Here is a 19,108-nt window from a genome sequence, read left to right as displayed (position 1 = left end):
GAATGACAGAAAAGATTATGCCATCTTCTTTCTATTTTTGAAACAGACTAAGATACAGTTTTTTATTTTTACAACATTTACTTTACACTGCATTCTTTTTCCACTTTCTAACATTATTATACTACTTTTTATTACTTTTTCGATACAATTTTTTTGTAAGTTTTTGGCAAAAAGGCATATGTTAAATTAAGAATCATATTCTATTGTTATCCTAAATATATCCAAAGAACATCATCCTTAACGTAACGTCAGAAATAAAAGAAGGGGCTTTAAAAAGCCCCTTCTTTTATAAACATTTTTATGAGTATTACTTTTTATTTTTTACCAAATTTAATATTATATCTTTCAGTTTTTCAGGAGTCATATCTTGGTAAAATTCATTGTCTATTTTAACTATTGGTGGTTCCATTTTCTCATAACAACTATTAAAACAAAGGCTATATTTAAGTTCCAAAGATTCTTTAATATCTTTTGGAAGATCATTTAAAGCTTCTATTAATTAGGAGGCACTTTAAACCACAACATGTTTTCACGCCTTTCTGCAATTGTTTTAATGTTCAACAAATGTTTAACTCCAACATTTTCACTTACGGAATTGCCACCCCATGAACCACATCCTAGAGTTAAAGAAGGTTCTAATTTAAAGTTATACACATCTCCTATGGCTCCTTGAGAAGATGGCATATTTATTAATACCCTTCCTGTTTTTAATTTACTTCCAAAATAATCTATTCTATCCTTGTTAATTTGATCTGTATACAAAACAGATGTATGTCCCATTCCACCAAACTCCACTAATTTAACAGCTTTATCTACTGCTTCTTCAAAATTTCTTGCTCTATACATCGCAAGTGTAGGTGACAACTTTTCATATGAAAAAGGCTCTTCAGAACCTATCTTTCCAACTTCTGCAATTAATACCTTAGTTATTACAGCAGATTTTAATGGTCTTGGCCGGCCATTGACGGTATTATTAAGTGATAAGTTTGGCATTTTAAAAGTAATGATAGTAACTTATATAATCCGAGTAATAATACTACTCTTATTTCCCATTTTCGTTGTAAACTTTATCACTTTATGTATTGCGGTCGCAATAACAGGATGGAGATTTGCTGTGAACCTGGCACTTTTCCCCGTTTTAACGGCAGAATATTTTGGAACAAAAAATTTAGGGGTTAATTACGGCTTAATATTTACAGCCTTTGGTGTAGGAGCAATATCACCGACAATAGGTTCTTGGATATATGATTCAACTGGCAATTATTCTTATGTCTTCATATCCGCTGGTTTTCTTTTTGACATTTAAACATTTCTATGTATACTTCTTTTGAAAAAATTGAGTTCTTATAAACTGTTGGAAAATCACACTGGTGAATAATTTTCAAGCTATATATTTATATTTTCTGCATTTTGCATTGTTTAAAATATAAGGATTTTAAAAAGAGAGTGTTGGAAAAGTTAGTGTCTTTTGTCATTCTGAGCGCGTATGCGCGAAGAATCTTGGATGATATTCCTTCTTTCTTGTCATTCTTAGGTGCAAAGTACCGAAGAATCTTTTCTTTTTACTAACCTATCTAATCTATCCAATCTTCCAACACTCGCAAAACTTCTAACTCACCAGTATTATCATCCTGAGCATAGTCAAAAGAGCTTACTCTTTCCTTGGTTTCTTGAATTTCGTTTTTTAGCTATTTTTCAATTCAATTAACCAACAACTTCTTCAAGCTGTCTTGCAGCAGTAATTCCTGTACGAACAATATCCCATACACCCATTAGTGTAAATAATTGATATCTTATTAATGTAAATAAATTAAAAAGAGCATAAAATGTTCCTGGATCACTTAATACTACCCCGCGATATATAATAAAAAGATAAAATACCATTGAGATCAAATCACGAATCATAAAACTAAGAATAAAATCGTTAAAATACAATCTCTTTTTATATTTCCAAAATGGATCGGTTGTCTTTTTATAAAGATCCATTTCAAAGTTATATGCTTCAAACAATTGTATTTCCTCTATACCCTTGAACATATCTGCTACATATGATTTGATTTCTAAAAAATTGTCCTCGATGATTTTAGAATGTTTGTAATAATAAACATTTGCCCCCCATAAAGAAAGTAGAATTAAAATACCAAAAAATATCATAAACAAACCTGAAATACGATCTAAAGTATAAATTGTTACCATATAAAAGATTACTTTAAATATAAAAACAATTCCACCTAAATCAGCATAATTAGAAAAAGGTTCCAACAAATTTTCAATAGTTCTCAACGAAATTTCTGAGTAAAACGCAGGTGTTTTCTTAGAAAACTCCGTAAAATCTTTGTTCATTATTCTTTTATAACAATACTCACCGAAGTATTTAAAACTTCTTCCCTTGTTGAAAGAAACGAGAGCCTTTCCAAACGTAATTAATATATGACTTATCAAAACCGCTATTATTAACAACAAACCTTTTAAAAAAAAGTTATTACTTTGGGAAACAGCATAATTTATGATGTCTTTGCTTAAAATAGTAGTATATGAGACTATAAGTCCCGATATAATCCCAAATAAATTCATTAAAATTATCATAAACATTAATTTTTTGGGGATTTTAAAGAACCATCTTATTAATTCTCTCATATACTATCACCCTTTCTAAATTTCTCAGTCAACTCTTGCTCAGCTTTAAAAAATCGTTTTAAAAGACTATCTTGTGAATGTTCATGATATTTTCCTCTTTCAACAATTTTCCCATTTTCAAGTACAGCAAATTCATCTGTCAATGAAAGAATACTAAACCTGTGTGAAATCAAAATCAAAGTTTTGTCCTTTACAAAATCTCTGATATTATTTATAACTTCTTTTTCAACAAGTTTATCAACACCCTCAAGTGGCTCATCAAGAATAACAATTTCTGGTTCTCTGAGTAATAATCTTGCAAGCGCTATTCTTGTTCTCTCACCGCCAGAAATATAACTTCCATCACTCCCAAGAACTGTGTCAAGATCTCTATTTTGCATAAACTTTTTCAAGCCGGCTAATTCAAGAGCTCTATACATTTCTTTGTCTGTCACATTTGGATTTGCAATAAGAAGATTGTCTCTGAGTGTTCTATTAAAAATATGCGCTCTTTGACTCAAAACTCCAAGGATTTTATACCATTCCTCAAACTCGGATAAAGGTTTTCCATTAACTAAAATCTTTCCCTTATGTGGTGATATATACTTTAAAACGAGCCTTATAAAAGTTGTTTTCCCTTCTCCACTTGAACCTACAATAGCCACTTTTTCACCACGAGTTATTTCTAAATTAAAGTTGCCTAATATTTTTCTGCCCTCATATTCAAAAGAAACATTTATAAATTCTAATTTTTCGAACATATTATGCATCCTCCTTCAAATATTGTTCGTAGGCTATTTTTGCTCTTGCAATAACCCAAGAAATATAATCTGTATCTTCTATGTACACTTTAGAATAACTTTGTAATCTTTCAATGTAAATAACAAGCATAATAGCTCTCCCTACAGAAAGGTTTCCAGAAAAAACTTGAAAACCCAATAAAAATATAACAAGAGGCATTATTAAGATTACTCCAAGTTCGTATGATAAACCAAATAGTATTTCAGTTTTTCCAAATAAGTCGTACGCCTTCTTTAAACGCTCCAACGCAGTTGAAAGCCATTTAAAGGTTAAAGGAAAAGTTTCATATGCCTTGATATCCTCATACCCGGAATATAGATCTGAAAATACTTCTGAGACCTTATATTCTGCTTTACTCATTTGATCAGCAATTTTTTCTTCTTTGTGCATTTTTTTATTACTCGATATACCTGTCAAAAAAAAACCTACTAAAGCTATAACCCCAACTTTCCAACTATTAAAAATTATCACTCCAACAGTAAGTATCATCATAACTGGCAGGATAAAAACATACATTGAAAACGTACCATAAAAGAATTCGAAAATATGTTCAAAACTAAAAATTTTATCCATTTCTTTTTCAGGAACAAAATTTTCGTTTTTTCTTTTTATTACACTTGATATTGATCTTTCAAACAAAAATCGGGGCCCCTCTACCAGAGAAAAGGCTCTTCGCATAACTTGAGTTATCTGCTGCAATGTGAAAACTACAATATAAATTAACGCATATACATAAAACGCATCTAATGCTTTTTTATTTCTAAAGTTATCCACTATTCTTCCAAGAAAGATCGGGAGCACAAATGATAGAAGCATTGTCAAAACATAAATAACATCAATAAAAAATTTTTTCAAAAAAAGCTTCTTTGAAAGAACTTTATGAAATAGGAAAAAGTATTTGTAAAATTCCTTCACATAAATCCCTCCATTTTTTAAAATTTGCAACAAAAAAGCTCCGGCAACCCGGAGCTTTTTAAAATTGACTATTTATTAATACAACATTTGCACTAAATCAAGTGCAAAAATCCTATATACACAACCTTTACACCTTTATCCGAATAAAAGTGCAAGTATCTTTGTCCCAACTTTGGTTGCCGCATTATTTTGTATTAAATTGTCCCGAAAACAAACTTACTCTTTCTCATACTCTTTCCCCCTTGACTATGAAGAAATATAACAACTACGTGAAATCATAACACATAAACTAAACATCGTCAAGCTACTATGGAGCTGTTTTAAAAATATAAACTTTTCTCACTTTTTGTCATTCTGAGGAACGAAGCGGGTGAAGGATCTTAAATAACAAATGTCAGAAATGACATTTATTCACTCATCATCATGAACAACTGCAAAAGAGCCTTTTTTTATGTAGGAAATCATGAAAATTAATTGTCAGAAATGAAAAAGTTTTTTCGTTATATATAAATGGAAAAGCAATTGATACATTTTTACAGGGAGGTGAGAAAGGTACGATTAATTTTATTCTAATGCAGCCTTTTAAACATTTATCAGAAAGTTTAAAACAACTTAGAAATGGGTTAAAGATATGAAAAAACTCTGGATTTTGATGATTATAGTTCTAATTGTAGGTGTTCTTCAAGCTTATACTATAACTTCAGCTGTTGAAGCTCAAAGTTTAGCTAAAAAACACGTAAATGAAGATGTTAACAGAATCATGCCATTTTTTGGAGGAGTACTTTTTGGACCATTGGCATCTTTATATCACTATATAGCCACTCCAGAAGTTCCAGCTAATAGACTCATTCAAATAAAAGAAATGATTCCAAAAGATCAAAGCTATTTGTTTGACGTTTATGTACAAACATATAGAAACGAAGTGAAAATGTTAAAAGCAAATTCAAGTTGGTTAGGATGGGCAATATGGATCGTAACAGTCCTTGCAATTTCTAACGCTTAGTTGATTAATTGATTTTTTCTATATTTATCTCCTTCAGCAATATTGCTGAAGGAAATTTTTATTATTTAATGTATTCTTTTCTTCCTTTTTAACCATAAACATTGCTTTTCGAACACTTTCTATAACTTTAAAGAAAAATATTGAGACATAAAAAAATTATATAAGTATGTTGTCAATTAACAAAATATGGTCTTAAAGCATGTAATTATACATTGCCTTTTGGTTTTCATCTTTTTAATTTATTTTTTAGAATATTTGGAAATACATTTTTTATGTAATCATTCAATTTTCCTCGTGATAACTTATCAACCATATTGTTAAACTCATCATTTAAATGTGCTTTAACCTTTTTGAAAGAAACATTCAATTGTCTTTTCAACGTTACCAAGTTCCTTATATAATCATTAATTATTCCATTTCTTGTTCTTATACAAGAAGACGCAAATATTGGTATTTTATTATAATCATGAACAATTGTTACACTCGTTATACCTTTTGTTTTACAATATTTCAAAGCTCTTACTACGCCCAGCAGTTCAGCCGCTACTGAATTCCCTCCTTTTATCATCTTGGCTCCTTTTCTAACATCTATAATTTCCCCGTTCTCAACAACACAAAAAGCATAACTTGCTACTTTATACGTATCTGAATAAGAACCATCTACATATATGGTCATTCCCCCTATTAATTAAAATATATTAACACACCGTATAAACGCAATACCACATAAATTATACAGTTGGTAAAAGAAAATTTAAAATTATGGTTATCCTTAAGACATAGGAGATCTTCCAAATAAAGGAGTACTTTTAAGATTAACAGCATCAACTTTACTTGACATTAGAAAAAAAGAAGGGGCTTTAAAAAGTCCCTTCTTTTATAAACATTTTTATGAGTATTATTTTTCATTTTTTACCAAATTTAATATTATATCCTTCAGTTTTTCAGGAGTCATATCTTGGTAAAATTCATTGTCTATTTTAACTATTGGTGGTTTCATTTTCCCATAACAAGTATTAAAACAAAGGCTATATTTAAGTTCCAAAGATTCTTTAATATCTTTTGAAAGATCATTTAAAGCTTCTATTAATGTTGATAAACCCATAAGATGACAGGCTGTTCCAACACAGACTTCTATTTTCATAAAAATTCCTCCCTTTCATATATTTATAACTTACCATGGTATGCGTTAATGTATAATTGTTTAATCTCAGAAATTAATGGATATCTTGGATTAGCCGGTGTACATTGATCGTCAAATGCGTATTCTGCTATCTGGTCTAATCTTGCATAAAATTCTTCTTCAGAAATACCAAGATCTTTTATGGCTTTTGGAATATTTAATTTTTCTTTTAATTCCTCAATAGCATCTATTAATTTTTTACCTTTTCATCTTGAGTTTTTCCTTTTAAGTTTAGATAATCTGCAATTCTAGCATACCTTTCTTTTGCAATAGGATACTTATATTGTGGGAACGCTGTCTGTTTTAGAGGTTTATCTGTTGCGTTATACTTAATAACATGAGATATAAGTAATGCATTGGAAAGCCCATGAGGAATATGGAAAGCCGAGCCTAATTTATGCGCCATTGAGTGACATAATCCAAGGAATGCATTTGCAAATGCCATACCAGCTATACAAGATGCATATGCCATTTTTTCACGGGCTTTTACTGCTTTTTCTCCAAATTCATAGGATTCAGGTAAGTATTTAAATATCAATCTTATTGCTTCAAGTGCCAATCCATCAAAAGCTTTATTAATACAAATACTATTATATTTCTAATATTATCAACAATATTAATATTTGTTATTTTGATAAATTATCAGGACTATTAGTTACAAATAAAAATATTTCAAATCAATCCAACAATTACTGCAAATCTTTTTTTTGTTTTTTCTTTTCTATATGAATAAAAATATTTATTAAATTTTATTGTATCTACCATTGAAATTTCAATATTTCTTACGCCAATATTAAACAATTCATCCTCGATTATGCCCCATAGATCTATAAAAAACTTTCCATTTTTAACATCTATATATTTTTCACCAAATTTATTGCTAAACATATTTTTCACTTCAATTCCAACTTCGAAACTTTTTGGACCTATTGATGGGCCTAAACTTACAAATATATTTTTAGGATTACTATTGTATTTCTTAACCATACTTAAAATTAACTTTTTGGGGATATTCTTTAGTGTGCCTTTCCATCCAGAATGTGCAATTCCAACAACATTTTTTACTGAATCATATGCAATAATTGGCACACAATCTGCAAAACGCATAACCAAAAAAATCCTCTTTTCATCAGTTATAAGTCCATCTGCAGTGTAAATTACTCCTCTTTTTATATCTCTTTCTCCAACACACTTTATAACATTTCCATGGACTTGTTTTGCAAAAAACATTCTATCTAGTTCTATACCCAAAATATTTGATAATATCCTAAAAGAATCGCTTCCCAAGGAAAAATCCAATTCCATATTTTGTCTAGTTGTAACCACATGAAATAATTTTTTAAACTGATGCAACATACAAGACCTACAAAGAACAAGATTTTCTATCTCTTTGCAAACATAATTTCCAAGTTGCATACATTACCACCCCATAATTAATAATATTACTTTTTTATTTTCTCATCATTTAAAAAGTAATAATCCAAAAAAACAACCACCGACAAATATTAAAGTAAATGCTTTTCTTTCATTCAATTTTAACACACACATGAAATATTTTTTGTATAATTTAAGTGAAACAGCAAAAGGAGGATCAACATGACCATATATGAATATGATCCAAATATTCCTTTGAATTTAAAAAAAGCAAAATTTTCAGATTATACTCTCATTTCATTTGATACAACATATGAACCTGATATTCCAGAATCAAAAAGGATTTTTGTTTATCAATATCATTCAAAAAATCCATGGGGGAAAATAATCATATTACATGGAATCGGAAATAACCACATTCCATACTTAATGTGGTATGCAAAACAATTTTCAAAATTTGGACTTGAATCATACTTTTTGATTTTCCCATATCACCTTAACAGAGGAAAAAAAGAGTGGGAAGGTGGAGAACCATTTTATCATCACTCTCCTGCACACTGTGTTGTAAGATTTCATCAAGCAGTAAAAGATGTAAGAAGAACAATTGATGTAATTGAAAAGAATGACAATACGGATAACCTTTTCATTATGGGATTTAGTTTTGGAGGAATGATTGCTACCCTAAGCATGGCATTAGATAAAAGGATAAAAGCGGGAATAATTGCTTTTTCTGGTGGAAATTGGCGTTGGATAAATTGGTATTCACCATACCTTGAAAAAGTAAGAACAGGTTATAAAATGTATAGCAACGAATGGGGATGCTTTGATGAAGTAAAGTGTGTTAATCTTAGAAAGGATTCTTTTAATAAACTCAAAAAAATAAAAACTATCAATGAAATTTTCAAATTAAAACCTACGTGTTTCCATTATGATCCTATTTCTTACGCTAAATTTATCGAACAACCAATTTTGGTATTTAAAGGATTATTTGACAAAATTATTCCATCAAAAGCATCTGAAGATTTATACAATCTCTTTCCAAATGCAAAAAAAATACTGATACCATCTGGTCATAAATCCTCGTATCTTTTTAGAAGAATAATCACTAAAAAAGGAATAGATTTTTTAAAAGCTCAAAATTTTGTCGAAAAAGTTAGATAGTAATCCGTGGTAATAAATGGAATCATTATTGTTTCTTGATTATTGCTCTGATAATACAAACTTACAATATTATATACCCAATCAGTAAAAGAAACACCTTGTATAAAACTTAAATAACTAGATTTCCCATATAACAAAAATCTATAACCAATCTCTATACCTGAATAGTTATCATAATACCAATTCAAACCCAACTTTAATGTCGAGTAAAACGAATCATCTCTCAATCTTCTAACATACTCATCCATTTCTTCATCCGGATTAGAAGTAAATATATTAAAAATTGTTCCACATTCAATAGTTCCAAATATCTCCGTGTTATCCATGATATATCTTCCAATACCAATAAACCCTTTTGGAACCAATGCAAAAACATAACCTTGATTGGTAATCAATCCAGGTAAAACGATATTAAAATAAGTTTTAAAAGAAAAATCTTTAAAAAAGAAATTTGAAAAAATATAATTCTCAGAATATGAAAAATACACTTGTTCATTCGAATTCACTTCTTCTTGCATATATACTTTTCCTATAAACAGTGGATCAATAAAGTACGTTGTGAAACTCAAAACAGTATTCTCTCCCAAATAATGTCTGTAATTAAAATTAAAGGCTCCTAATATATCCAAAAGTGGTTGTGATGATAATTCACTATCATCTAGTGCGTATCCAACAGAGGAGAATTCCACAAAAAAACCTTTTTCATGTTTATTTCTAATCGCAGAAACTTCTCCAAATGCAACAACAAAAAATATAAAAGTAAAAATTATTATCATTTTTCTCACAAAACCACCCCCTGATTTTATTATATCATATAAATATATGATATAATAGATACAAAGGAGGGATTTTGTGGTAGTAAAATCTCGATTCGTAATCATACCAATGCCTGTAATGCAATTTTCCATGAAAGTAAGGCCAGCAAATGCTGGTAGAGTATATTTATATTTGTATTCCATTTCAATAGCGGCAGGTAGAAAAATAACCCCATGGATTTCCTATAGAGAACTTGCAGAATATTTTCAAGTAAAATATGGAACAATAGAACTTTCATTCAAAGCACTATTAAACTTAAATGCAATAATCCCCGTGGCACGAAAAAATAAGAAAGGATATGGTCAAAAATATATTGTTAATGTACCCAAATATGTTGATGATAAATTTATATTTATAGATGTTGAAGATTCCAAAATTTTTGACGATTTAATCCTCGACAAAGAAAACAAAACGTTTGTCTCCGTAATAAAAAGGTTTAAATCAAGAAAAGAAAAAGCCAAAAAAGATCAATTAAAACTATTTAATCTGGATAAATAAACTTATATAATAGATTTCGACTCCAAGATAACATGAAGTATATTTATGTTCCTTAATCTTTTTAATTACTTAAAAACTCTTTTAACCACAATGCACTCTCTTTTAAATATCTCTTTTGAGTTTTATAATCCGTATAAATAATTCCAAACCTTTTTGAATAACCTTCAATCCACTCAAAATTATCCATTAAAGTCCATATAAAATATCCCCTTAAATCTACTCCATCATTAACTGCCTTTAAAGCCATTTTAAAATGTTGTTCCAAGTAATCTATTCTATAGTCATCGTTTACAATTTCATTTTCCAATTTGTCCGGTCCTGCCATTCCATTTTCCGTTATATAAAGAGGTAATTTATACCTAAAATACAGTTTCTTCAACATATCATATAAACCTTGTGGATAAATTTCCCAGTTCATTTCCGTTTTTGGAAGTTTACCAATTATTTGTTTGTACATAAAAGGACTTTCCGGTGAATACTCAATCAATTGACGCGTATAGTAATTTACTCCAAAGAAGTCTATATCCTTTGAAATTATTTCCATATCATTTTCATATATTTTTATTCCAAACCTTTTCAAAAATCCCTTTGCATTTTCTGGATATCTTCCAAATACAATAGGATCATGAAACCATCCATTTATTAACTCATCAACTAAAAGTGCAAATTGATAATCTTCCTCTCTCTCATTTGCCGGTTCTACCTTTGTTACAACGTTTGTAATACCTATCTTACCATCTTTGACAATTTCTCTAAATGCTTCAACAGCATAACCATGCGAACGCAAAAGATTATGTGCAACTTTAATAGCTTCATTTAAATTTTTATGACCTGGTGCATGTATTCCCATAAAATAACCAAGATGTGATGAACACCAAGGTTCGTTTAATGTAATCCAATATTTTACCCTATCTCCTAATTCTTCAAATATTAACGCCGCATAATCTCTAAAATAATACGCTATATCATCACTAAGCCACCCACCTTTTTCATATAGATAGTAAGGTAAATCCCAATGATATAAAGTCACGAATGGAATTATATCTTTTTCTAATAATCTATCAACTAACCTATTGTAAAAATCTAAGCCTTTTTCATTCTTTTTTCCATCTTTTTTTACCACCCTTGGCCAAGCAATGGAAAATCTATATGAATCAAGCCCAAGTTCAGATATAATACTTATATCTTCTTCAAATCTATGGTAATGATCACAGGCTATATCACCATTTTCGTTGTTTTTTATATTTCCATTAGTATGAGAAAAAACATCCCAAATCGAATGTTCCCTTCCATCCTCATTTACAGCTCCTTCAATTTGATATGCTGAAGTAGCAACTCCAAAAACAAACCATCTTGGAAAATCACTTCTTTTTAATCTCATAATTTACCTCCTACTTTAATCTCACTTTTAAAATCACTGGATTGTGATCGGAATATTCAAAATTTAAATCCAAGTTCTTTACTTCTAAAATTTCCACATTAGGCGACACGTAAAATCCATCAATTACCGTCACAAAGTTTTCGCCTTTCTTATATGGAAAACTCACAGATCTATTCGTCGGTGCATTCCTGGCCACTCCCCAACTCCATCCATCTAGATTAAAGAAATCTGGTAACTTTATATATGAAGAAGGTTTTTTCTCTGTAAAAGTAAATTTGTTATCTTCAAAAAACTCACTGTTCCAGTCTCCACCAATAATGACATAATTCCCCTTTTTGTACTCGTCACTAGCAAGTTTCATGATAAATCTAAGTTGTTTTTCTCTGAGTACACCTGTATCATACGCGCTTGGATGAATATTTAAAATTACCAAATCCTTTTTACCTCTATTCAACCTAGTTAGCAATACACATCTGTCTAATTGAAAAATCTTTGTTGGCCAGCTATATTCTCCAGGCAATGATATCCTTAATGCTTCACCAATTTCATACTTTGAAAATGTAGCAAGTCCAGCTGAAACCTTTCCCATAGGATTTAAAAATGGTACTGGAACATATAAAACCTTGTAATTATATGCAAACGCTATGTCATACTTTCCAATAGATTTTAAATAACTTAGTTCATTTATATAATTAGTTCTTCTACTATTTACATCTATTTCTTGCAACAAATATATATCAGAATTGTATTTCTTTAATACGTTTACAACACCATTAATGTATCTTTTTACTAAATTCTTTGGAACAACTGCGTTTTTTCCTCCATCAAGAAAAAAATCCATCTCTTTCCCTAAACCTGCATATCCAATATTCCAATCGAAAATGGTTATAACATCTTTATCTAAATAGTTATTTACATTTTTCTCCACTCTAACCTCCTCAATCTTATCTGGTCTATAATCAAACAAAGTCGCAAACAATATTACTCCCCCTAAATATGTAACTATAACAAAAAATATAATCAAAAGAAAAAAAAGCAGCTTTTTCATACTACTCCCTCCCCGTATTTATCAAAAACATAATAATTGTTTTTTCCATTTCTTTTGGCTTTATAAAGCAGCTCATCTGCAGTATTAATAAATTCAGTAATTTTAAAACCAGATTGATAAACTGCAACTCCACCACTAATAGTAACCTTTCTATTGTCATTTAACACTTCACTCCAATTATATTCGTTAATTTCATCATATATACTTTCTATGTTATTTAACGCTTTATCAAAATCATTGAATAAAATAACAAATTCTTCTCCTCCATATCTTGCACATATTTCTTCTTCAGAAGTATTTTTCAAAAATATCTCAGATAACTTTTTTAAAACTTTGTCTCCAACAATGTGTCCATATGTATCATTTATCGATTTAAAGTTATCAATATCAAAAATAGCCAAAACAGTATTTTCTCCATATTTTTCAATATATTCCTCAATTTTATGCATTAAAACCTTTTTGTTGTACAATCCTGTAAGAGAATCAAATTGAGAAGCAAAAAGGTATTCTTTAAAATTATTAATGGTAGAAAAAACAATCCCCAAGCTTTCACCAATTAATTCCAGAACATTTTTTAATTCATAACTTGCATTTTCAAACAACAATAAAGCATGTTCTTTATTATCATACCTAACCAAATATTTTTCAAAATTCTTTAATTTCTTTAAACTATTATCATTAAAATCACCGTAAAAACTCCATGAATTTGGAATAGTAGGTCGTTCAAAATACGATAACATCAGCACTTTTGCATGACTTTTCGAGATATTTGTATTAAAGCTATAAAGTCTTGCTTCACTTTCTGATAGGATAAGTGTCAGAAATGAGTTAAATGAAAATAATTCGCTAAAGAGATCTTTAAGTCTTAGAATTAGGTATTCTTCATCTCTAATGTATTTTAAAAGATTTAGAATTTCTTTTTCATATATCTCTTCTTTTAACCTTTCCTCTACTATTTCAAAAATTTTATCACGGGTAATCGTTTGATAATTTTGCATCTTTTTTGTATAAAACTCTCCATTTTTCAAAGTATTAACAAAAAAAGATAATTGTTCTTTGTTGTTAAATATAGCTTTGGAATAAAAACCATTTGCACCACTTTTTTGGGCCCAAAAATTATTAATTTTATCATCCGAACTTGTTAAAATAAAAATACCAGAGTTTTCAAAAGATTCATATTTTCTCAATACCAACGATAAAAATATACCATTAATATCTGGCATGTTGTAATCTGTAATGATAATATCCGGCAAAATTTCAAACGCCTTTTTTATACCATCAAGTCCAGAATCTGCTGTAAACACATCAAAATAATCCTTAAAAAAATCTGAACTTACAGACCGCCAAAATTTACTATCGTCAATAATCAATAATTTCTCCACAATTCTCCCCCCATTAACTTACTTACTTGATATTATACCAAATTGCAAATATAAAAAAAAATCCTCCGTTACATAACGGAGGATATCAAAAAAATCAATTTTCATATATCAAAATAATTTTCAAATTCTTTTGGATGTGGAATTGACATTATTTCCCTATCCTCAGAAATTTTTAATTTAATCCAATGTTCTATTAGTTCCCTTGGAAATAGTTTTAGATAATCATTATCATTTTTCAAAGCCTGACATGCTTGAGTCAATGAATATGGAAGTGGTTTAATATTTTCCACATATAGATCTTTCTCAAAAGGTCCAAATCCTTCTTTTGTTGGATCCATCTTATTTTTTATACCATCTATTCCTGCTAAAATCATGGCAGAAAACGCTAAATATGGATTACATGACGCGTCAATAGTTCTAAATTCTATTCTTTTCTTTTTAGCATCTTTCACATATGCGGGTATTCTTATCGCTGCTGTTCTATTTGCAAGGGCAAAAACCGCATTGGTAGGTGCTTCATAACCAGGCACTAATCTTCTATACGAATTCGTGGTTGGATTGGTAAATGCCATAACAGATGGTGCATGCTTCAATAATCCTGCGATGTACGATAAAGCTGTTTCCGATAAACCGTACAATTTATCACCAGCAAATATGTTTTCCCCATCTTTAACCAAATATTGATGCACGTGCATTCCATTTCCCGCTTCATCATACAATGGCTTTGGCATAAATGTTACTATTAATCCATACTCTTTTGCAACTTGTCTTGCAATGTATTTTACTAACAATGTATAATCTGCCGCTTTTAATGCGCTTACAAAATTCAATTCAATTTCAACTTGACAAGTTCCTACTTCATGATGGTGATATTTTACCGGAATACCATACTCTAATAACTTTGATACTATCTTATTTCTTACCTCCATCAACGTATCAAACGGAGGTATTCTATGATAACCCTTTTTCTTTCCAATAAAATACTCACCTGTTTCTTCAGAATTCCAAAATCCCTCTTTACTATCAATTTGTACTGTTACTTCATTATTTGAAATTTTATATCTAACATCTTCAAAAATATGAAATTCATATTCTGGACCAAAATGAACCTCATCAGCTATATCTTTTATACTATTAAGTGTAGATTTTAAAATCGTTCTAGGATCATGATAAGAAGGTTTCCCAGTATTTGCATCATAAACATCGCAAATTAAACTTAAAACTTTTTCTTCCCCAACATTTTCAATAAAAGCTGTTTCTGGATCTGGAATTAAAATCATATCGCTATTTTCCACAGATGCATATCCCAAATTTGACGCATCAAAACCCACACCATCATAAAATGTCTTTTCGGAAAAATTCGTTCTTGCAAGTGTTACATGTCTCCACTTTCCCCAAATATCCACTACTTTCAAATCTATAAAATTAATTTTTTCACGTTCTACAATACTTAGTAATTCTTTTATTTCCATAACACACCTCCAAAAAATTATATTTTGCATTAATAGTGTAACACGCAAAAATTATACTAACAAGGATAGAATAAAATAATTATAAGCAATATTTTCAAAGATAACCCAAAAACATTGCTTATACTCCCATTAACTATTTTATTCAAATTTTATCTGGGATAAATACAACTAAGGGTGGGATTAAATGTCTGAAATTTTTTTAAATTCGTCAATATTTTCTTTTCTTCCCATTATCATCAAAGCGTCGTTCTCACGTAACTCCAAATCACCGCTTGGGCCAAAAATTGTATCGCCTTCTCTATTAACAGCCAATACCATAACTTTAAATTTTTTTCCTATATCCAAATCAGATATCTTTTTATTTACCAACACACTGTTTTTCACTATTTTAATTTCCTCGATTCTATATTGTTCATTGCCAAATGCAAACAAATCAACAAAGTTAACACTTTCTGGTCTTGTAGTTAATCTTGCCATTCTAGTACCAGCAATTTCCGCAGCTGCTACAACTGTAGTTGCACCAGCATATATTAGTTTCCTAATTGACGATACATCAGTAACTTTGGAAATTATCGTCAAACTTGGGTTTAATGTTCTTGCACTTAATACAACAAAAACATTTACTGAATCTTCTGGAAGTGTTGTTATTAATGCTTTTGCTTTTGAAATCCCAGCATTTAACAATATATCTTCTTCCGCTGCATCTCCAACTATATATGGAACTTCTATACTATACATTTCCAATAAACGCTTTACATTTTCTTCGCTTTTATCTATTATTAAAAAACTCTCCTTTTCTCTGATCAATTCTGCAATTACATATTGTCCAGTTTTTCCTGCACCAACAACAATAATATGATTTTGCATCTTTTCAATCATTTTTCTGTTTCGCCTCTCTTTCATGTAATCGCTAAGTTTTCCTTCAACGATAATTGCCGTAACACTTGATATTCCATATAAAACAACACTAATCCCCATAAAGATTAGAATAGAAGTAAAGATTCTTCCAGTGGTAGAAAGTGTTTCTGGCATTTCATAGCCAACCGTTGAAATGGTTATTGCCGTAAAAAAGAACGCATCAACAAGCGGGAGTCCTTCAAAAAGATGATAATACAAGACTCCCGTTATTAATACTATTAATATTAATACAGTAAAAAGAAAAATTTGTTTTATGAGTAATTTTCCTACGTTCTCATTCATTGTTCGGCATATAAGGGATTATACATATAAATTCAGCATATTCATCCCCAACGTTAACAAATTGATGTTCTTCATTGGGTTTAACAAAAATAAAACTTCCTTGCTCAGCTTCAAATTTCCCATTTTTTGTAACTGCTTGGATCTTTCCTTTTACCACAAAAATTTCATGTTCCCAATCATGCGAATGATATAGCGTATTTGCACCCGGCTGTAATCTAAAAAGTCTCATAACAAAATTCTTAGCCCCATCCTTTGAACCAATCAATATTCTTTTCTCAATTTTCCCATCATCTATTATTATAGGCTCTACTTTTTCTGGTTTTGATATTATCATTTAGATGCCTCCTTTCAATTACCACATATCTATAAGGTTCAACACCTTCAGAATGAGATACAACATCTGGATATTTCTTCAAAAATTCGTGTACTAATCTTCTTTCAAATGAAAACATTGGATCAAGTTCTATCCTTCTTGCACCATTTCTAATCTTTTCTACGGCACTTCCTACAATTTTTCTAATAAGTTCTTTTCTCTTTTCTCTATAATCTCCTGCATCTATAATTACCGTGATTTTTATATCAGAAAGTCTGTTTAAAAATATTGTTGCAATATGCTGTAAAGCACCTAATCCTTTACCATGTTTTCCTATTATCTTTCCAATACCTTCTCCTTGAATTTTCGCAATAAACACTCTGTTATTTTTTGAAAACACACTTATTTCTATTCTATCATCAAAGTATTTTATCACATTTTTCAAAAATTCCTGTAGTCTTCTTTCATAGTACTCTTTCTTTATGGTAATTTCTACAACCGCATCTCTTGCTAAAAAGCCAAAAAAACCACTTGAACCCTTATCTATAACCAAATAATCATATTCTCCATTTTTAATACCCATATTTTCCTCAAAAATTGTCAAAATTTCTTCTATACTCTTTCCAGTCAACGTTAACTTCTTCAAGCTATTCACCCCTTATTTGGTAAGCCCCAGAGTTCTCTTTGTGTTAACCCTTTAATTTTGTATTTTTTATAAATATAATATGTTATTCCAAGTTGAATTAACGTATTTGCAGTGTAATATAAAAACACTCCACTTGGCAATCCTATGAACAGGAATGGAAACACAAAACTCATAATTATACTCTGCCATGCTGTTCTTGTATCCTGACTTGTAATCAATGCAAGATAATATCCTGCAAGAATTTGTATAACTAAAAACACCCAATTTGCTGAAAATCCTCCAGCTGTTAAATCCTTCCATATGAGAAATTGTCCATTAAACGCAAATTCTTCTTGATAATACCTTATAACTTGATACAAAACTATAAATATTGGCAACTGCACAAACGCCATTAGACACCCACTTGCTGGATTAATATTATTCTCTTTATACGCCTTTAAAAGTTCTTGTTGCTGTTTTTGAGGATCTTTATACTTTTTCTTTATTTGTTCCACAATAGGTTGCATTTTTCTCATTTTAATCATAGACTTTGTCTGTGAATGATACAGTGGATAAAGTATAAATCTGACAATTATCGTAAAAACAATAATTGTAAGTCCGAAATTCTTAGTAAAATTATTTATCCATCCAAAAAAGTAAACTAATGGATATAATATTACATCAAACCATCCTCCAACCCCAGAAATTGTTTTTAACATCTCTGAAATCGTGGAATAATCTTCTCCAAATGCATCTTTTATAAGGGTTTTTTTATAAGGACCAATATAGGCTAGAAATCTTAGATTTGTACCTTTCACCTTATTTCCACCTAATGTTTTCCCAGAAAATTTTACTATAGAAAGAATATCTCCTTTATTATAAAACGATACAAAAACATTATCGCGCAATCTATCATTTTCCTCGTAACCAACCCTTGGAATTGATACAGTAATTTCATCATTAGAATCAATTGAAACATTAAATGTATAATTTGGGCCTTCTTTAAAACTGAATATTTTTTCAATATTCCCATAATTAAAAACCAAAGTTAATTCAGAGTATTTTCCTTCATCTTTTAATCCCTGCCACTTAAAAGTAGGAGTCGAATTTACATTTTCCAGATCAAAACCATCATTAGAATACAAAAATAATCTTGTTCTTCTTTCAGTAACTCTATACACTTCTTGTAAATTACCATTATAGTCAAATTTATATTCCGCAAGTTTAGTAAACACGTAAATACCATCAGTTCTTTCTTCAAGAGTCATAGTTCCTGCTAACACAAAAAAAGCCAACAACAAAAAAATGACGGTAATCGCT

22 protein-coding genes are annotated in these 19,108 nt (G+C 29.8%); 4 read left to right on the top strand and 18 right to left on the bottom strand.

Features of this window, described 5'->3' with window-relative positions:
* Positions 1-495 precede the first annotated feature (495 nt).
* Positions 496-993, bottom strand: coding sequence for a hypothetical protein (locus XO08_RS09525; protein WP_075666621.1), 498 nt, complete (start codon positions 991-993; stop codon positions 496-498).
* Between XO08_RS09525 and XO08_RS09040 the strand changes: the two genes are divergently transcribed.
* On the top strand, positions 962-1,306 hold the full coding sequence (locus XO08_RS09040; RefSeq protein ID WP_369819319.1) for an MFS transporter: 345 nt from the start codon (positions 962-964) through the stop codon (positions 1,304-1,306). The genes XO08_RS09525 and XO08_RS09040 overlap by 32 nt on opposite strands.
* Positions 1,307-1,704: 398 nt before the next feature.
* On the opposite strand, the gene XO08_RS09035 is transcribed toward XO08_RS09040, so the two are convergent.
* From XO08_RS09035 to XO08_RS09025, 3 genes are read right to left on the bottom strand one after another with little or no spacing between them, the layout of a single operon-like run.
* On the bottom strand, positions 1,705-2,637 hold the full coding sequence (locus tag XO08_RS09035; protein WP_075666619.1) for an ABC transporter ATP-binding protein: 933 nt from the start codon (positions 2,635-2,637) through the stop codon (positions 1,705-1,707).
* Complete coding sequence (locus XO08_RS09030) at positions 2,634-3,377, bottom strand: ATP-binding cassette domain-containing protein (RefSeq protein ID WP_077288034.1); 744 nt, start codon at positions 3,375-3,377, stop codon at positions 2,634-2,636. The genes XO08_RS09035 and XO08_RS09030 overlap by 4 nt, the downstream gene beginning before the upstream one ends.
* A 1-nt stretch (position 3,378) precedes the next feature.
* A complete protein-coding gene (locus XO08_RS09025; protein ID WP_075666618.1) occupies positions 3,379-4,332 on the bottom strand; it encodes an ABC transporter transmembrane domain-containing protein in 954 nt (317 codons plus the stop codon).
* Between the two features lie 631 nt (positions 4,333-4,963).
* Here XO08_RS09025 and XO08_RS09020 point away from each other — a divergent pair.
* Positions 4,964-5,335, top strand: a complete 372-nt coding sequence (locus XO08_RS09020; protein WP_075666617.1) for a hypothetical protein — start codon at positions 4,964-4,966, stop codon at positions 5,333-5,335.
* Positions 5,336-5,561: 226 nt separating this feature from the next.
* Here the strand turns inward: XO08_RS09020 and XO08_RS09015 are convergent, their stop codons facing one another.
* The 5 genes from XO08_RS09015 to pgeF all read right to left on the bottom strand — a co-directional run bounded on the left by XO08_RS09015 (position 5,562) and on the right by pgeF (position 7,874).
* Positions 5,562-6,011: an RNase H family protein gene (locus XO08_RS09015; protein ID WP_075666616.1), complete on the bottom strand. Its 450-nt coding sequence runs from the start codon at positions 6,009-6,011 to the stop codon at positions 5,562-5,564.
* Positions 6,012-6,233: 222 nt separating this feature from the next.
* Complete coding sequence (locus XO08_RS09010; RefSeq protein ID WP_077288033.1) at positions 6,234-6,479, bottom strand: NAD(P)H-dependent oxidoreductase subunit E; 246 nt, start codon at positions 6,477-6,479, stop codon at positions 6,234-6,236.
* Positions 6,480-6,502: 23 nt separating this feature from the next.
* Complete coding sequence (locus XO08_RS09520) at positions 6,503-6,661, bottom strand: hypothetical protein (protein ID WP_369799929.1); 159 nt, start codon at positions 6,659-6,661, stop codon at positions 6,503-6,505.
* A 47-nt stretch (positions 6,662-6,708) separates the two neighbouring features.
* On the bottom strand, positions 6,709-7,098 hold the full coding sequence (locus tag XO08_RS09475; RefSeq protein ID WP_255362990.1) for an iron-containing alcohol dehydrogenase: 390 nt from the start codon (positions 7,096-7,098) through the stop codon (positions 6,709-6,711).
* Positions 7,099-7,190: 92 nt separating this feature from the next.
* The gene (pgeF, locus tag XO08_RS09000) at positions 7,191-7,874 is read right to left on the bottom strand and encodes a peptidoglycan editing factor PgeF (RefSeq protein WP_233120251.1); all 684 of its coding nucleotides are present in this window, start codon (positions 7,872-7,874) and stop codon (positions 7,191-7,193) included.
* Between the two features lie 240 nt (positions 7,875-8,114).
* Here pgeF and XO08_RS08995 point away from each other — a divergent pair, with 240 nt between their 5' ends.
* Positions 8,115-9,053, top strand: a complete 939-nt coding sequence (locus XO08_RS08995; protein ID WP_077288032.1) for a serine aminopeptidase domain-containing protein — start codon at positions 8,115-8,117, stop codon at positions 9,051-9,053.
* On the opposite strand, the gene XO08_RS08990 is transcribed toward XO08_RS08995, so the two are convergent.
* Positions 9,026-9,838: a hypothetical protein gene (locus tag XO08_RS08990; protein ID WP_232218190.1), complete on the bottom strand. Its 813-nt coding sequence runs from the start codon at positions 9,836-9,838 to the stop codon at positions 9,026-9,028. The genes XO08_RS08995 and XO08_RS08990 overlap by 28 nt on opposite strands.
* A 67-nt stretch (positions 9,839-9,905) precedes the next feature.
* Here XO08_RS08990 and XO08_RS08985 point away from each other — a divergent pair, with 67 nt between their 5' ends.
* Positions 9,906-10,367: a hypothetical protein gene (locus XO08_RS08985; RefSeq protein ID WP_075666613.1), complete on the top strand. Its 462-nt coding sequence runs from the start codon at positions 9,906-9,908 to the stop codon at positions 10,365-10,367.
* A gap of 61 nt (positions 10,368-10,428) precedes the next feature.
* Here the strand turns inward: XO08_RS08985 and XO08_RS08980 are convergent, their stop codons facing one another.
* From XO08_RS08980 to yidC, 8 genes are all read right to left on the bottom strand, one after another.
* Positions 10,429-11,748, bottom strand: coding sequence for a GH1 family beta-glucosidase (locus tag XO08_RS08980; RefSeq protein ID WP_075666612.1), 1,320 nt, complete (start codon positions 11,746-11,748; stop codon positions 10,429-10,431).
* Positions 11,749-11,758: 10 nt separating this feature from the next.
* Positions 11,759-12,796, bottom strand: a complete 1,038-nt coding sequence (locus XO08_RS08975) for an endonuclease/exonuclease/phosphatase family protein (protein ID WP_075666611.1) — start codon at positions 12,794-12,796, stop codon at positions 11,759-11,761.
* Complete coding sequence (locus XO08_RS08970) at positions 12,793-14,178, bottom strand: diguanylate cyclase (protein ID WP_075666610.1); 1,386 nt, start codon at positions 14,176-14,178, stop codon at positions 12,793-12,795. The genes XO08_RS08975 and XO08_RS08970 overlap by 4 nt, the downstream gene beginning before the upstream one ends.
* A 101-nt stretch (positions 14,179-14,279) precedes the next feature.
* Positions 14,280-15,650, bottom strand: coding sequence for a type I glutamate--ammonia ligase (gene glnA, locus XO08_RS08965; RefSeq protein WP_075666609.1), 1,371 nt, complete (start codon positions 15,648-15,650; stop codon positions 14,280-14,282).
* Between the two features lie 180 nt (positions 15,651-15,830).
* A complete protein-coding gene (locus XO08_RS08960) occupies positions 15,831-16,850 on the bottom strand; it encodes a TrkA family potassium uptake protein (RefSeq protein ID WP_075666608.1) in 1,020 nt (339 codons plus the stop codon).
* Positions 16,843-17,184 (bottom strand): cupin domain-containing protein, encoded by a 342-nt coding sequence (locus XO08_RS08955; protein ID WP_077288031.1) that lies wholly within the window; start codon positions 17,182-17,184, stop codon positions 16,843-16,845. Before XO08_RS08955 ends, XO08_RS08960 begins: the two co-directional genes overlap by 8 nt.
* Positions 17,138-17,818 (bottom strand): RNA-binding cell elongation regulator Jag/EloR, encoded by a 681-nt coding sequence (jag, locus tag XO08_RS08950; protein ID WP_233120250.1) that lies wholly within the window; start codon positions 17,816-17,818, stop codon positions 17,138-17,140. The genes XO08_RS08955 and jag overlap by 47 nt, the downstream gene beginning before the upstream one ends.
* Positions 17,815-19,056 (bottom strand): membrane protein insertase YidC, encoded by a 1,242-nt coding sequence (yidC, locus tag XO08_RS08945; RefSeq protein ID WP_369799928.1) that lies wholly within the window; start codon positions 19,054-19,056, stop codon positions 17,815-17,817. The genes jag and yidC overlap by 4 nt, the downstream gene beginning before the upstream one ends.
* Positions 19,057-19,108: the final 52 nt, after the last annotated feature.

The sequence above is a fragment of the Thermosipho sp. 1074 genome, assembly GCF_001999655.1.
Lineage (GTDB): Bacteria > Thermotogota > Thermotogae > Thermotogales > Fervidobacteriaceae > Thermosipho > Thermosipho affectus.
The sequence above is the reverse complement of the archived record's forward strand: the minus strand, read 5'-3'. Positions and strand labels throughout refer to the sequence as shown.